This is a genomic window from Ignavibacteriales bacterium, from assembly GCA_016709765.1.
Taxonomy (GTDB): domain Bacteria; phylum Bacteroidota; class Ignavibacteria; order Ignavibacteriales; family Ignavibacteriaceae; genus IGN3.
Map to the genome: position 1 here is coordinate 282,040 of JADJMD010000013.1, position 16,662 is coordinate 298,701.

15 protein-coding genes are annotated in these 16,662 nt (G+C 34.2%); 11 read left to right on the forward strand and 4 right to left on the reverse strand.

Features of this window, described 5'->3' with window-relative positions; genetic code table 11:
* Positions 1–225: 225 nt before the first annotated feature.
* The 4 genes from IPJ23_10850 to IPJ23_10865 are packed head-to-tail and all read right to left on the reverse strand — an operon-like array spanning position 226 to position 4,401.
* The gene (locus IPJ23_10850; GenBank protein ID MBK7631176.1) at positions 226–1,011 is read right to left on the reverse strand and encodes an aryl-sulfate sulfotransferase; all 786 of its coding nucleotides are present in this window, start codon (positions 1,009–1,011) and stop codon (positions 226–228) included.
* Positions 993–1,823 carry an Ig-like domain-containing protein gene (locus IPJ23_10855; GenBank protein ID MBK7631177.1) on the reverse strand — a complete coding sequence of 277 codons (831 nt, stop codon included), beginning with the start codon at positions 1,821–1,823 and terminating at the stop codon, positions 993–995. The genes IPJ23_10850 and IPJ23_10855 overlap by 19 nt, the downstream gene beginning before the upstream one ends.
* 21 nt (positions 1,824–1,844) lie before the next feature.
* The gene (locus tag IPJ23_10860) at positions 1,845–3,428 is read right to left on the reverse strand and encodes an aryl-sulfate sulfotransferase (GenBank protein MBK7631178.1); all 1,584 of its coding nucleotides are present in this window, start codon (positions 3,426–3,428) and stop codon (positions 1,845–1,847) included.
* Complete coding sequence (locus tag IPJ23_10865; protein MBK7631179.1) at positions 3,400–4,401, reverse strand: aryl-sulfate sulfotransferase; 1,002 nt, start codon at positions 4,399–4,401, stop codon at positions 3,400–3,402. Before IPJ23_10865 ends, IPJ23_10860 begins: the two co-directional genes overlap by 29 nt.
* A 562-nt stretch (positions 4,402–4,963) precedes the next feature.
* On the opposite strand from IPJ23_10865, the gene IPJ23_10870 reads away from it, so the two are divergent.
* The 11 genes from IPJ23_10870 (at position 4,964) to IPJ23_10920 (ending at position 16,481) form a co-directional block, all read left to right on the forward strand.
* Positions 4,964–5,656, forward strand: coding sequence for a response regulator transcription factor (locus tag IPJ23_10870; protein ID MBK7631180.1), 693 nt, complete (start codon positions 4,964–4,966; stop codon positions 5,654–5,656).
* A 184-nt stretch (positions 5,657–5,840) separates the two neighbouring features.
* Positions 5,841–7,565, forward strand: a complete 1,725-nt coding sequence (gene kaiC / locus IPJ23_10875; GenBank protein ID MBK7631181.1) for a circadian clock protein KaiC — start codon at positions 5,841–5,843, stop codon at positions 7,563–7,565.
* A 409-nt stretch (positions 7,566–7,974) separates the two neighbouring features.
* Complete coding sequence (locus tag IPJ23_10880) at positions 7,975–8,727, forward strand: ABC transporter permease (GenBank protein MBK7631182.1); 753 nt, start codon at positions 7,975–7,977, stop codon at positions 8,725–8,727.
* A gap of 18 nt (positions 8,728–8,745) precedes the next feature.
* Positions 8,746–9,531, forward strand: a complete 786-nt coding sequence (locus IPJ23_10885; GenBank protein ID MBK7631183.1) for an ATP-binding cassette domain-containing protein — start codon at positions 8,746–8,748, stop codon at positions 9,529–9,531.
* 31 nt (positions 9,532–9,562) lie between these two features.
* Positions 9,563–10,426 carry an MCE family protein gene (locus IPJ23_10890; protein MBK7631184.1) on the forward strand — a complete coding sequence of 288 codons (864 nt, stop codon included), beginning with the start codon at positions 9,563–9,565 and terminating at the stop codon, positions 10,424–10,426.
* A gap of 114 nt (positions 10,427–10,540) precedes the next feature.
* Positions 10,541–10,765: an LPXTG cell wall anchor domain-containing protein gene (locus tag IPJ23_10895; protein MBK7631185.1), complete on the forward strand. Its 225-nt coding sequence runs from the start codon at positions 10,541–10,543 to the stop codon at positions 10,763–10,765.
* 130 nt (positions 10,766–10,895) lie between these two features.
* Positions 10,896–11,045: a lmo0937 family membrane protein gene (locus IPJ23_10900; protein MBK7631186.1), complete on the forward strand. Its 150-nt coding sequence runs from the start codon at positions 10,896–10,898 to the stop codon at positions 11,043–11,045.
* Positions 11,046–11,139: 94 nt separating this feature from the next.
* Positions 11,140–11,658 carry a CDP-alcohol phosphatidyltransferase family protein gene (locus tag IPJ23_10905; GenBank protein ID MBK7631187.1) on the forward strand — a complete coding sequence of 173 codons (519 nt, stop codon included), beginning with the start codon at positions 11,140–11,142 and terminating at the stop codon, positions 11,656–11,658.
* 6 nt (positions 11,659–11,664) lie between these two features.
* Entirely contained in the window at positions 11,665–12,738 is a 1,074-nt protein-coding gene (locus tag IPJ23_10910; GenBank protein ID MBK7631188.1) for an AI-2E family transporter, read from the forward strand.
* The gene (locus IPJ23_10915) at positions 12,735–14,123 is read left to right on the forward strand and encodes a hypothetical protein (GenBank protein MBK7631189.1); all 1,389 of its coding nucleotides are present in this window, start codon (positions 12,735–12,737) and stop codon (positions 14,121–14,123) included. Before IPJ23_10910 ends, IPJ23_10915 begins: the two co-directional genes overlap by 4 nt.
* 426 nt (positions 14,124–14,549) lie before the next feature.
* Positions 14,550–16,481 carry a hypothetical protein gene (locus IPJ23_10920; protein ID MBK7631190.1) on the forward strand — a complete coding sequence of 644 codons (1,932 nt, stop codon included), beginning with the start codon at positions 14,550–14,552 and terminating at the stop codon, positions 16,479–16,481.
* The last annotated feature ends 181 nt before the right edge of the window (positions 16,482–16,662 follow it).

The window sequence follows — 16,662 nt, forward strand, 5'->3', positions numbered from 1 at the left end:
TGATCAATTTCCGGATATGCACTTAAATCAATATGAATCTCAGAAGTATGGGAATAAATTGCAACCCCCTCATAAAGAATTGAAACAGGGTATATAATTGGACTATCACTAATAAATTGAGGATTGATTGGACCATATGGTACACGAGTGACAGAGACGCTATTATAAATATCCCCATCAAGCAGGATATATCTTATAGAAACACCAGTTATTTTTCCAACTTCATTAAATTGATAAATGTTGTCCTGTTGAACTTCCCCTTTGCTTACTTTTATCCTTGGGATCAATTCTTTCCATAGGCTGCTTAGAAACGCGATACGCTATCACATTATTCGGAAGTGAGAGTTCAAATGCAATGGAGCCATCACCGTGGACTTCGACTATATTTCTCTTAACAGGACTAGTTGGAAAAAGAATACCATAACCTACAAACCAGCCGCCATCAGAAAGCGGATCTGCATTGCCTGCTGCCTGAGTAGAGATATTTCCCGGTGAATATCGATATTCAGAAACTAAAGTCGCTGTTTTATTAATTTCATCTAATTGATATTCCGCGGCACGTGAGTACCAAGGAGTGTGAAATTCTCCGTTATCAAAAATTGAAACATTTCCGTTTGAGAGACGGCGAATATGATGTTGTCGTGCAAAATAATAAGGAGCGTTTTCCGGATGTTCATTAAAAAATGTAAATTCATTTTTTAATCCTCCCCATCTCCACATTATATCTCCTGTCTCACGACTAATTTTCATAATATCACTATGGTTGCGAAATGAGAGAAGAAGATTTCCATCATTATCCAGATCATATGCATTTAAGGTACTGGGGTTAATTCGAGGATCAGTTAAATTTAAATCTGTATCGGTAATTGGAATGTAATCTATATCCCTCCATTCAAACACAACATTTTTATATGCATCCTGTTCCTGAAAAATATTAATAGTTAGTTGTGCATCTGGTCTTCCACCTGGCACAATGAGACTCATATCATAAATTATAGTAGTATATGACATAAGCATTGCATGTCCGTTAGGGAGTAAAATAAAATCATATGAAAATCAGTGAGATATCCATTTTTCATTTGAAAGCTATCCACTACCGCAAGTGTACTATCTAAAACATAGTGTGTTAAATTTGAGTTAGCCCCTGGAACTATTCCACTATAATCTCCAAGTCCATATGATAGAAGTCCATTCGGTTGGATTTTAAAATCAAAAGGTGCTCCATTAACTCTTATGGAATCAAGAATATTTCCATAATTATCTAGTATGAAAAGGTAATTTGCATAAATGTGCTGAGGAGCGTTGCGATCCCAAGTGGCCATAAATATATATCCTGGTGATGGATTATTTACAGAATCAATCGTGATTGGTGGTGCAGGAAGATATTGAGCATTTGAATAGTCTGATTGAACTGTGCTTTGAGAATTTAATTGCGATGCCACTTGGGCATCATCTGCAATTGTAGTAAAATTGAAAGAATACGATGGAAGCATAGATCCATCTTTTGTTTTGACGCCGGACAGCATTGAAACGGTTACTATTTCGTTTCCAACAAATTGCTGATCCGGATTAAAAACAATTGTCCTTTTATCGTCTGAAAGAATTAATTGTCCAGTATGCAAACCACTTTGTGATCCAACAACACTAATCAAACTTAGATTTAAGGAACTGCGATCAACGATTGAATTGCTTCGTAAAATAATATTAGTCTTACTAGATACCAAAATTGAATTTGGTTTAGGGGAAACATATACATAATTATTTTGAGCATAAACTGAATTAAGAAGTAGCAAAAAAGCTAACAACAGATAATTAATTTTCATCACAAACTCCGTGCTCTACTATTATTTTAAAAGAAGCATCTTTTTTACAGACACATAAGATTTATAGTTCTCAATTGATTTATATTCAACTTTATAAAAATATATACCAGATGAAATATCTGCACCATCAAAATCTAACTGATGGTATCCGGCATCTTGTTGTGAATCGATTAACTTTCTAATTTTTTCACCCATTATATTAAATACTTCTATTTTAACATTGCCCGGTTCCGGCAAAGCATATTTAATTACTGTTGAAGGGTTGAAAGGATTTGGGAAATTAGAATAGAGAATAAAATCGCTGGGAGTTGTAGAATTATCCTCTCCAACTTTTGAAGGTAAACTCTCTTTTACAGAGATATTATCAAAGTAGCAGATAATATTGGACTTTCCACAATTCATAACAACTCTAGCATTATAATCAGTGGGATCGGTCATCTGGAATTGATATTGAAAATGCTGCATTTGTGGTGTTAGCACAATTGGTCCCGTTCTAGAATAAATTAAATTATTACCTCCATTCTGAGCGACTCTTGGTTCCATGATTCTATTATTATTTGATTTGGCATCAAACTCAAAAATATAATTTCTTCCATTAATCATAGGGAAACTCTCCTGGATTAATTGAATATCTGAGTATGCAGAACCGCTATTTGATATTGTTACAACAAACTCACCATTCACAACAGTTCCTTGTGCCTGAGCACCATTGCGTGCATTGAAAATCCAATGGTTGCTGCCGTCTGAAAAATCGCTGTTTAAAATCATATTTTGACCAGGCTCAGTAAACCTTACAAGTACATTTTCTTCATTGGAAAAAGGACTTTCTGTACCATCAGTATTGCGCGCAGTAACCCTGAAGTAATATCGTTGATTGTTGTTTAAATTTGTTAAATCAATCGATGTGTTTGCAGTACTGTCAAGAGGATTAATCGGATTGGCTGAGAGCCCACTGTATACAATGTACTTTTCAACAGTCGTGTCACCAAATTTATTGAATATCAACGTAACTTTATCAGAATAAGATTCTGCTATAAGGTAAGGAACTGCAAGAACACTTTCCCATTCAAAGCGAAAAGAACGGTAGCAAGCTGTGCTTTGGGCAAAGTTTGCGGAATAAACGTTCTCCCCAGAAGGTGTTACCTCATAAGCTTTTGGCAGTGAGTAATCCGCCCAGTCAATAAATGTATTGCCGTTTTCAAGGCGTTGAGCGTTACCCATCCAACTAGTACTATAATCTGGTGAGTGTCTATACTCCCAAACTTTTGTAGCGGTCATGGTCAAAGTATCTATTTTGAACTCAACAACTCTTGAGAAATTAGGGATACGATAATTACCATTGTCAAATATAGTGTATTGATTAGGTTGACCAGGAACAGGTCTTACATCGTGTTGATATGAAAAACCATATGAGTCATTTACAAATGTAAATTGATTATGCGCTCCACCTAACCTCCACATTATTTCACCGGTTTCACGATTAATCTTTGTCACTTCACTTAAATGCCTGCTGGATATAATAATATTATTATCATAGTCTATAGCAATAGAGTTCATATGAACATAGTCAATATTATTACCCTGAAGATTTTCTATGAACCGCATCTACTATATCAAAATTATCCCAACAGTTCCATTCAAAAACAACATTATGGTTTTCATCGAGTTCCTGGACATGATTTCCTCTAACAGTAGCATTTGTCTGTCCACCCTGAACAATTTGGCTCATATCTACAATTTGATTATCCAATGCAATCAAAAAGCAGTGGTGGTTAGGTAGAAGTTGAATGTCGTGTTCATCTGTCCCATAACCATTTTTACAACTAAAAGTATCAATATTATTATACTGTGAATCCATTTCAACAAAACAATTAAGATTTTCGTATACCCTGCGTGTTAGGGTTCCAGTAGGTTGAAGTTTAAAGTCTCGAGTTTGATTGTTGTTAGGGAATCGTTTATAAAAATATGGAGTACCGTCATTTTCCAATATCATCATATATGATGTTCCGCCCCAGTTAGATATAAATACCTTTCCTGGTGCAGTTTCATTGGAAACAGATACATTAATATTGGGGAAATCACTTGGAACTGTGACTCCATTTATTAATGTCGGCTTTCCAACGATATCAGATTCAGAATTAATCTCAATCGGGCTTAATAAATTATTATCATCTGAAAGTAATTGAAAAATTTTCGGATCAAATTCCTTAACTGAATTAGTTACAAACGAAAATATGAATATGTTTTCTTTAACGAATAAGGATGAGCTAACAGAAACGTTTACTCTCTCAGAAGAATCAAAAATTATTTCTGGTTCAAAGATTATTGTATTATCAGAAATTAAAACTTTACCACTATGCAAACCGCTTTTTTCACCAACCACTTCAAAATTCACTGAAGTCGTATTCAATTGAGATTGAAATTTCCTATCTAATTTTAGAATGATGGTAGATTGAACGGGAATATATTGTGAACCAGGCGTTGGATGGATGTATATTATTTCAACCGGTTTAACATTAGAGGTTGCAAATGAACTTACATATAAGATCAGGTATAATAGTAGTAATTTAATTCTCATTTAAGACCATTGTGTAATAAAATATTATCTTTTTAATATGTCTTATCAGATATTAATCCAATTTCACAAATATGATAAATCATCTTCCCGATAAATTTCCGATTTCATGTACTGAAAATCAATACTTTTCTTCAATTAACTTAAGTTGATAAAACGAAAAACATTTTGCATCACTTTAAAATAAGGATAAAACATAGAACTATACATTTATATATTTTCTATTAATGTGAGGTTATTAGAATTAGTAGTATTTCAGATCATTAGAGCCAAATTCATGTTCTATCTGTAGTAAAAAATAATAAAAGTCTGAAAATGGATTTTTAAATGGCTCCGCAAATTGAAATCATACAGGGCCTTCTTATCACAAAACAAAGAGCTAAATACTTACTAGTATTGTGTTAAGATCTTGGCTGGGAGATACACCCCAACCAATATGTTAGATCTTGAATGTAACCCGATCATACAAATAAATGTTTAATAATTTGTTGCGATTTTTAATTAAATTTATAAAGTTTTAATTTAAAACATAATTATATTTAGCTAATCAAAATTTAATAAGACAATGAAAAAAATCAAGATACTACTTATTGAAGATAATCGACTTCTGCGCGAAGGCATTTCTGCGTTACTAAAAAAGCAGCCTGATATGAATGTTGTTACAACTGTTGGTAATGGAGAAAATATTTTAGCGCTTATTGGGAAGCTTAACCCAAACATTGTACTTCTCGATCTTGGTTTAAGAAATCATAACAGTTTACAAGTTGTAAAACTTGTAAAGACAAATTTTCAGAAAATCAAAATAATTGTAATGGATCTTATTCCGTTACAGGCAGACGTTTTTGAATTTGTGCAAGCAGGTGTTTCCGGATTTATGCTTAAAGACATAAGCGTTGCTGAGTTTTTAAAAACCATCAGATCAGTGTTTGAAGGTGCACAAGTTTTACCTCCGCATTTAACAGGATCACTTTTCACACAGATTGTTGAACAGGCGATAAATGGATTAGCTCCAAGGGTAATTAATGATTCAGTCCGGATGACAAAACGTGAACGTCAGGTAGTTGAATTGATAGCTGATGGTTCTACAAATAAAGAAATAGCACAAAAACTTAATCTTTCAACCTACACAATAAAAAGCCACGTACATAACATCCTTGAAAAACTTGCACTTAATACGCGTGTGCAGATTGCAAAACACGCTCATCTATCTGAATCTTATAAAACAGCAATAGATACAACTTCATTACTCGAAGAGTAATCTTACTTTCTTTAACTCTATTCCAAAAATTATAATCCTTTTTTCATCCCTTTGGTCTATTTTTTAGCAGTCTGACTTTGTCTATAATTAATTGTCTTCTTGATAAAGAATATGAAATTCAACTCTGTTGATGATGAATGACGATTTAAATTATAAAGAACAACTAATTATTATATAAGATATCATGAAAAAAAATGAACCTAAATTTCAAAGAAAAATCCTTCCAAAATCTCCAACAAGTATTCAAGGCTTTGATGAAATAACAGGCGGTGGTTTACCCAAAGGACGACCAACTCTTGTGTGCGGAGGTGCGGGATGTGGTAAAACATTATTTGCTATGGAATTTCTGGTACGCGGTGCAACAGTCAATAATGAACCCGGTGTTTTCATTTCCTTTGAGGAAACAGAAAAAGAGCTAACGGCAAACGTTGCTTCATTAGGATTCGATTTGAATAACCTGATAAAACACAGAAAGATTTGGCTTGAACACATTCATGTTGAACGTGGCGAAATAGAACAGAGCGGTGAATATGATTTAAGGGGTTTATTTGTCCGTATTCACCACGCAATCGAAAGTATTGGCGCTAAGCGTGTTGTTTTGGATACCATTGAATCACTCTTTTCGGCGCTTCCTAATGCTACTATTGTACGCACAGAATTGCGGCGATTATTCAGCTGGTTGAAAAAAAAGGGTGTTACAACAATAGTGACTGGTGAAAAAGGCTATGGTACTTTAACGCGTCAGGGTTTGGAAGAATATGTTTCTGATTGTGTTATTCTGCTGGATCACCGTGTTAGCGATCAGTCTTCCATAAGAAGATTACGCATTGTAAAGTATCGTGGCTCAACACACGGTACAAATGAATATCCTTTCTTAATTGATGAAGATGGATTTTCCGTTCTGCCTGTTACTTCACTTGGATTGAAACACATTTCTTCGAGAGAAAGAATTTCCAGCGGCATTCCGCGTCTTGATACAATGCTTTCCGGTAAAGGTTACTTTCGCGGCAGTACAATACTTGTTTCAGGAACTGCGGGTACCGGCAAAACAAGTCTTGCTGCACAATTTGTTGAAGCAGCTTGTAAACGTGGAGAACGTGTTCTTTATTTCGCATTCGAAGAATCTCCAAGTCAATTTATGCGTAATATGTCTTCTATTGGAATTCTCTTAGAACCATGGGTAAAAAAAGGTTTGTTATATTTTCACGCAACTCGCCCAACACTGCATGGATTGGAACATCATTTAACAACTTCTATCAAATTGATTAATAAGGTTGATCCGCAAATAGTGATTCTTGATCCTATTGATGCATTCGTTATAGGAGGAAATCAAACTGAAGTTAAAATAATGCTTCTTCGTCTTGTAGATTTTTTAAAGATGAGGAATATCACTGCATTTTTCGCAAGCCTTTCTAATGCAGGTACTACTCAGGAGCTTACTGATATGGCAATATCATCATTAATAGATACCTGGCTTCTATTACGTGATATTGAAATTGGCGGTGAACGTAACAGAGGGTTATATGTTCTTAAATCACGCGGAATGGATCATTCAAACCAAATCCGTGAATTTATACTAACAGATTGTGGAATTGAACTGCTTGATGTTTATGTTGGACCTGAAGGTGTATTAACGGGTTCAGCTCGATTAACTCAAGAAGCAACAAACGAAGCTCAACAATTATCACGGCAGCAAGAAATTGAACGAAAGCAATCTGAAATAGAACTAAAACGTGCAGCAACAGAAGCTCAAATTGTAGTATTAAAATCTGAATTTAAAACAGAAGAATCAGAAGCGCTTAAGCTTATCGAAAGGGAAAAAGCAGAGACTAAAAGATTCACAGTAAATCAGAAAAAAATGGCCTATAGCAGAAAAGCCGATAAGTTTATAAAAAAAACTTTAGTGTAGCCTAGTTAAATAGATTTTCGTTCCCAGGTCATAAGATAATTCTAAGAAAGTCATTTCGAAGAATTTGTAACAGTCAACACGACAGATAAATCTGAATTACTTATCAGGATTCTCTGGTAATACCTTCAATGTAACAATCACAAATATCACAAAGCCGCATAATTTTAATAACGAACAAACACGATCTAATTAATTTGTAGCTAAATATTTAACGTTAAACACCTTAAAGATGTAGTCCCATTTTCATCCTTTTGCCGTATTGTACAAAATCATAATTCTCTCTAACATCATTCAAGAATAAATTAACATAAATGTACAAATGGAAAAAAAAATTTATCCGCATTCGCAAACTGAAAAAGAGACAACTGAAATCGTAATAGAAGAATCTCCAGAGATTATAACTGATTCGATGTTTAAACAATTCTTTTTGGAAGTAGCATCAACTACAACTTTTACTTTGCGTTTTTTTAAAGAAGTAATCAAACCACCGTATGAGTTTAATGAAGTGATGAAACAGTCTTTTCTGATTGGCTACAAGTCACTTCCTTTAGTGGCTATTACTGGATTTATAATCGGACTAGTGCTAACTATTCAATCAAGACCTACTTTGGCAAAATTTGGATCTGAATCTTTACTGCCGGCAATGGTGGCAGTTTCAATTATTCGTGAAATTGGACCTGTTATCACGGCACTAATCTTTGCCGGAAAGGTTGGATCGGGAATAGGAGCAGAACTAGCTTCAATGAATGTTACTGAACAAATTGATGCGATGCAGGTGTCAGACACTAATCCATTTAAATATCTTGTCGTTACAAGAGTTCTTGCTGCAACATTAATGCTTCCGATCCTGGTAATTCTTGCTGATGGTTTTGGTTTATTAGGCTCACTTGCCGGTGTTAATATAAAAGGAAATGTCAGTTCTTATTTGTTTTTTTCTCAGATATTTCAAAGCCTGGAATTTAATGATCTATTACCGGCCATCGTTAAAACTTTTTTCTTCGGGTTTGTAATCGGACTTATAGGAAGTTATAAAGGATATAATTCAAATAAAGGTACTGAAGGTGTAGGTAAAGCAGCAAATTCAGCCGTGGTACTATCGTCTTTAATGGTTTTTATAATAGATATGATAGCAGTGCAAATTACAAGTCTTCTTCAAAGTTAAAATTGACTAGATAGAAAAATGCAAAAGCATACAGATCATATTGCAACTATAGCTGACACTGATAATAAGCAGCAAAATGATGTTGTAATTAAGATGCAGCATCTTAAGAAATCTTTCGGGAATAATCACGTATTGCGGGATATTAATCTTGTTATTAATAAAGGAGAAAATCTTGCCATACTCGGACAATCCGGAACAGGTAAATCGGTGCTTATTAAATGTATTGTTGGGTTAATACAAATTGATGATGGTGAACTTTTTATTTTTGGTCAAAATATTGCTGAACTAAAGAATAGGAAACTTGCTGATATACAAAAAAGAATTGGTTTCCTTTTTCAAAGCGGAGCACTTTATGATTCAATGACAGTAAGAGAAAATCTCGAATTCCCGCTCCGAAAAAAATTGCGTTCGTTATCAAAAGAAGAATTAAACTCGCTTATAACAGAATCATTGCACGATGTTGGACTTGATAAAGCAATTGATAAAACACCTTCAGAACTTTCCGGAGGTATGCGTAAGCGCTTAGGTTTAGCGCGCACATTAATTTTAAAACCAGAGATAATGCTTTATGATGAACCCACAACAGGGCTGGACCCTATAACATCGAAAGAAATAAGTAATCTTATTCTGGAAGTGCAAAGGAAATACGATACCACTTCCATTATTATTACTCACGATATTGAATGTACCAAACTAACAGCTGATAGAATTATTGTAATCAAAGATGGAGTATGTGCTGCAGAAGGAACGTTTGACGATCTGGAGAAATCCGAAGATCCTTGGATACGATCATTTTTTGAATGAAACAGAATGGAATTAAGCAGGAGTATTTATTATGAAAAAAAATTCAACCAATAAAATCAAATTAGGAATATTTGTTACACTTGGTTTAGTGGTATTGATTTTAGCAATATATTTTATCGGGGAGAAACAGCTATTGTTCAAGAGTACTTTCCGTTTAACAGGTGTGTTTACTGATGTTGCAGGACTGCAGGCAGGAAATAATGTACGCTTATCCGGAATAAGTATAGGAACAGTAGAGAGTATTAGTTTAGTGAGCGATACAACTGTTAGAGTTGAAATTGTTATTGATGAAAGCAGCAGAAAGTTTATTAAGAAGGACGCTGTTGCTACTATTGGTTCAGAGGGACTTATTGGGAATAAAGTTTTAGTTATAAATCCTGGTACCGGTGGAAAAAAGAGTATAGAGGATAATGATATAATTCAGACAGCCCAACCAATTGATGTAGATGATATTATGATATCATTAAAAACCACTATTGATAATACAGCAATTATTACAGGAGATTTGGCTAAAATTTCAACAAATATAGAATCAGGCGAAGGAACAATAGGAAGACTGATGATGGATCAAACCTGGAGAGAAAATATTCAATCAACAATAATTAATTTGAAGGACGGTTCAGAAAAGTTTGTAGTCTTTATGGATAAGTCACAAGAAATTGACAATATTCTGATAGCTCTAAATTCAAACATAGACAGTACATCTGCTGTCATTCAAGATTTATCTAAGATTGCCAACAAGATACAATCTGGAGAAGGAGTAGTAGGAAAACTTTTAATGGATAAATCGATGGGACAAAATCTCGATTCTACTTTGATTAATTTGAAAAACGGTTTGGCCGAGTTTGAAATATTTATGAAGATGGCACAGGAGAGCTGGTTGTTGAGTTTTTAATTACAAGACAGAGTTTGCCCCAGGATTCTTTAGAAGCAAATATTCTACGGTTACTAAACTCAGCATAATATTAATTACAAAATCTATTTAATATCTGAAGGAAGGCTCAAAACAATGAATGCAAAAACAATTGGTTTAGCAATAGTCGTAATTGGTTTGATAATGACTCTATATACCGGATTTACATACGTAACAAGAGAAAAAATTGTTGATATAGGCAGCGTTGAAATAACAGCGGACAAAGATCATACAGCAAATTGGTCACCATTTATTGGTATAGGTATAATGGTAATAGGCGGTGTAGTTTTTTTGTTCGGTAAAAAATCCAATTCAGACTAATATAAGTTCTTGCTAATCTAAAAGATGTAGTTCCTTTTTCATCCTTTCGCTCGATTGAACTAACATATTTATGTTCTTACCTTAACATAGAATCTAAACGAAGAAATACTTAATTGAAAGGCTACTTACTATGTTATATACAATCGCAGTTGTTCTAGTTGTATTATGGCTGCTCGGACTAGTCACATCGTACACAATGGGTGGTTTTGTTCACATACTTCTTGTAATTGCTGTTATAATGATTTTAGTAAACATTATTAACGGTAGACGTGCGGTCTGAACTTGTGTTAAGTGCTAAAATATTTTTTGTTAAAGTTGCAATCATACTTGAAGACCAGGCATAAATTCTCAAGAATTTGTAAGGAAATATAGCTATGTTATTTAACCAACTCCGTACACTACGATTGCCGGACATGCTTACTCTGCTTGGTCTTTTGTGTGTTTCCTTTTCAGTTTATTTCTCCTTCAAAGGATTTTTAGTAATTGCTTACTTCCTTATCCTCATGCAATTCCTTTTAGATTATTTTGATGGAAAGTTAGCAAGAGCAATTGGCGGTGGTGCGCTGGGACTGCACCTAGATAGTTTTACTGATTTTATGGCTGTTTCTGCTTCGGTTGTTTTTGGCTGGTTCTTAGGCATAACCGGTATTGCCATGCTCATTGCTGGATTTTTAAATATTGGTGCAGCATCAATAAGACTGGCATACTTTACAGCACATAAACAAAAGGGCTTCACAGGTATTCCAACTGTATTAGCAGCATCAGTTGTTTCTACAATTTCATTGCTTGGATATTTGTTTGCCAAAGAATATCTCAACTGGTTTGTGATATTTTATTTTATTTCGGCAGTTGCAATGGTTTCTGATTTAAGACTTAAAAAAATACAATTATAAAATATTATGACTGAGAAAATTAATTCTTTCCCTGGATTTCGCATTATTGTCGGTGCAGCTGCAATAGTGATAATAATCTCAGGGGTTTATCTTGCCCAGTCAGTTGTTGTATTATTTCTTGTCTCTGTTTTTCTTGCCTCACTTGGAATTCCACCGCTGCTCTGGTTAAAAGAAAAACATATTCCATCCGTAGTTGCAGTTCTGATCGTTATGGCAGGAATGGTATTTATTATAATTCTGATTGGCGCACAGATTGGCTCATCTTTTAGCAACTTTTTAGATCAGTTGCCTTTATTTCAGTCAAATATTCGGGAACAAGTCCTGGAGCTTAGCGCATATTTAAGAAGTAAGGGTTTTTCAGGCACTCAAAAATTATTACTAGATTATGTTAAACCGGAAGTACTGCTAAAGCTTACTGCCAACTTGCTATCTGGACTGAGTTCTGTGCTTTCCGATCTTGCCCTTGTACTACTTACCGTAACCTTTATCATGCTTGAAGTATCAAGCTTTCCTATAAAGCTTCGTGCAGTACTTGGTGATCCAAAACAAAAATTCCCTAAGTTTACGGAATTCGTTAATGATATGCGACGTTATATGGTTATTAAAACTCTTTTAAGTTTGGCTACAGGTGTTTTGATAGCGTTTTGGTTATACATTCTTGATGTAGATTATCCAATACTATGGGGGTTTATAGCCTTTCTGCTTAATTATATCCCTAATATTGGATCTATTGTAGCTGCTATCCCAGCGTTGATTTTGGCTTTCATACAGTTTGGAATTGGTAGTGCTGTGCTGGTTATGGTGGGATATATTGTTGTTAACTTTATAATAGGTAATGTTGTTGAACCTCGTTTGATGGGCAGAAAATTTGGGCTCTCTACGCTGGTCGTTTTTCTTTCTCTTGTTTTTTGGGGTTCCTTGCTTGGATTGGCAGGTGCAATTCTTTCTGTTCCGCTAACTATGACATTGAAGTTTGCATTTGAAAATAATGAAAGCACAAAATGGATTGCTGTGTTGCTCAGATCAGAAAACTCTGATGAACTATCTGTTCCCAAATCCAGCAAGGAGAAAAAAGGATGATAAAAACAACACACAATAGAAATAAATGGTCTGATTGGAGAAATATATCACCACGAAAATTTGTGAAAACTGTAAGTTTTATTGTTGGCGCGATATTTCTCGTTAGTGTAATAATCTTTGTTTTCTTTCCGGACCCTTTTATTAACGCCTTTGTAAAAAACAAAATTTCAAACGCCTTTACAGAAGCTTATCCAGAATATTCATTACAGATTGGCGATATCCATTATAGTGTGTGGCAGAATCTTTTGGAGTGTGATTCTATAACACTAAAAAATAAAGACTCAACCTTCACTTGTAGCCTTGATTCATTCTCAATTAGTGGAATCGGTTGGATAAAATTTTTAATGCAAACTGATTTTAATCCTAATAATCTTTCAAGCTCAGTAATTAAAGCACAAAATATTGTATTCAGTTTTCATAAGTCTCAGGAAGAACTTTATCTTGGTATGTTGCATATATCGGTACCTGATTCTGAAATAGTGTTCGATTCAATTAAATACCGCCCTTTAATTAACGATGAACAATTCTTTGTGAAAAGTCAGTTCAGGCAAACCAGAGTTCGGTTTGGTGTTTCTCAAATTAAAGTAATAGGTCTTAATTTCATGTCCCTGCTTCAGGGTAATACATACACTGCCAGAAAAATTTATGCACAGGATCTGTTTACAGATATTCTATTGAATAAGGATAAGCCCTATGACAAGAAGACCCCATATCCACAAATGCCCAATGAAATACTGCCTGCGATGAAGGAAAGAATTAACATAGACTGTTTTGAAATATCTAACGGACGGTTGAAATATTCTGAGAGATTTGCTATTAATACTACACCAGGCATAATTACATTCGATAAATTCAACATTTCAGTAAGTAGATTTGCTAATCATACAGCTCAACCCGAAACTACCATTATTCGTGGGAATGGACTTTTTATGAATTCCGCTGAGATGAAAGTGTTTATGGCAATTCCTCTTACATCAAAAGAATTTTCTATAAAATGCTCAGGTTCACTAAGCAAAATGGATTTATCTAAACTGAATGTGTTTATTGAGCCCGTTGAAAATCGGCAAATTAAATCCGGATTCATTCAATCCGCAGCTTTTAATATCAATGTAAATTCTGGCCATGCTAGTGGTAATTTGCGCGTTGCCTATGATAATCTGGCAATAGCAATTTTAAATAAAAATATTGGATTTGATTTAGGAGTTTTCAATCATCTCTCCAATTTTATTGGTGATATGTTTATTATCCGAACAACCAACTTGCCGGATGAAAAAGGCTTAATGAAAATTGGTGAAATAAATTACAAACGAAAACCGACAGACCATTTTTTCCAGTTTCTCTGGTTCGCTCTTCGAAGCGGAGTTGGTGATGTTGTTGGATTTTAAATAAGCAATTTTTTGTGTCATCAGAAACTGCAAATTAAAATTTTGGCACACATTTATTCTCACCTAAAAGGTGTAGTCCCTTTTTCATCCCTTAGGGCGATTGATTTTACCCTCGATATTGTTGTATCATAAATAGTGATGATGGAATATTTGAAGCAATTTTAGGTGGATGGTTTGCAATTTTATAAAGTCCTATGTTAATCATGGGCATTTAGATGCGTTCAAATTAAAGTTAAATAACAAAAATGGTTTTTATGAAAAGAAAGAGAGGGGCTTTGTTTACAAACTTATAATCATAAAACTCTTAAGTTATATTTTGTACTGTTTAATAGTTAATCTAATTCTTTTTCCATCATTACATTTTTCACAGCATCATTACATTAAGTAAAAAGAGTAGCTTTTTTATAATTACTAAAAGCCACCGCAATGGATAAATGCAAAAGGATAGCGAATAGAAGAAATAAACCCGGACTCTATCAGCAGCATTTGCTCAATCCGATGAATTTGAAGAATAACCGATCAGAATTTATTTACCTTTTTCTTACTATCAGCTTTTTTATTATCTGCATATCAGACTTTCTCATTGCGCAGGAAGAAATTGTTGAATCTAAAGATACTAGCAAGGTAGTCCGGGACATTAAAGACTATTTGGAGAAAGATAATTTTTTTTCGAAGATCTTAAAGTCGATTATAGTAATTGATGATGAACAAGAATCCGGGATTACACTTCCTGATCCTGACAAAAAAATAATCAAAAAATTTACAGGAAAAATTATTAGAAAAATTAATATTGAAATTCTGGATGTATTTGGAGCATCAGTAAAGAACCCCAAAGACACAGTCCGAAGCTGGTTACAGGACATTGGGAATACTCTTCATATAAATACAAAAGAATGGCTTATTAAAAACAAACTGATTTTTTTTGAGGGGCAAATATTTATTCCCTTTTACATCTTGGAAAGTGAAAGGTTAATTAGAGAAAGTCCTTATGTCTATGATGTAAGGATTATTCCAAAACCGATAGAGAACACTGTTGACAGCATTGATATTATGGTATATGTTCAGGATATCTGGAGTTTTAATGGCAGTGCATCATACAGTCCCGGAAATAAAACCGGAAGTGTTGCTATTGATGATATCAACTTTCTTGGATACGGAAATAGATTCTACGGTGGTCTTAATTTTGATCGTAAACTTACGCAGGGATGGGACTGGGATGGCAGTTATACCTTCGACAACATTGAAAGGACTTTTCTTTCTGCAAATATTTATTATGCATCAGATATGTATAGTGAACAATATGGCGCTAGCATCGGCAGGGATTTTTTCTCACCAATTATTAGTTGGGCAGGAGGTGTAGAACAAAACTGGCTAAACACCAGATATCCTGAAATATTTAATTCATCAGGGCTTATAGAAACTGTTCGTTGTAATCAACAGGATTATTGGCTGGGATACGCATTTAACTTAAGACATTTTGATTCAAGTGAAGAAAATCAGAATGTATTTAAAGTCTCTGGAAGAATTACTAGAAATGTTTACAGTCAGAAGCCAAGATTGGATACACTGAATTTATTTCAGGATAATACATTTTATCTGGGTCGTATTGGATATTCCAATAGAAAATATTATCAGGATCACTACATATTCGGTCTTGGAAAAACTGAGGATATTCCACTGGGACATATGATTGCGTTTCTCTACGGCTACGAAATAAGGTCAAATTCCAGCAGACCATATTATGGATTAAAGACCGGTTATAGTTTCCACAATGATTCTTTAGGTTATTTTTACGGGGGTTTTCAAATTGGAGCATTTCGCAGTAATCAAAAATGGTTAAATCTTACATATATTCTGGAAGTGATGTATTTCTCAAATCTTCAGGTTGTCGGCAAATGGAAATGGAGGCATTACATTGGAAGCAGGTATTCCTACAGCTATGATCCGATCAGACCACTTGATATTCTGAACTTCAATAATAATGAAAGTGGAATCAGGGGCTTTTCGGACAACTACTTAAAAGGAGCAAAAAAGTTGGTACTGAATTATGAGGTTGATATTTTTGCTCCATTACAATTTTTAGGTTTTAAATTGGCTTTTATTACGTTTGCTGATTTTGGTCTGATCTCTTCAAATAATAATTCATTATTTACTAGTAAGCTTTATCAAGGATATGGAATTGGCTTCAGGATAAAAAATGAACATCTTATTTTCCCGGCATTTCAGTTTATGTTCGGTTTTTATCCCAACACATCACAGGCAGACGGGAACAATTTTAATGTGTTTCATCAAAACGCAATGTACTATCACTTCAATAAATTTGAAAATTCAATTCCTTCCATTATAACAATAGAATGAATATGGAATTGAAAAGAATCCAGATCTATTTCCTATATCACTACTTTAACCATACTTCCCCTGATTTGTTGATAGAATTTTTTTTTAATAAACTTATTAAAAGATGTAGCTCCTTTTTCATCCCTTTGCTCGATTGAAGTAAGACCACAATATTTATACTTTCATAGGGTATTAGATTGCT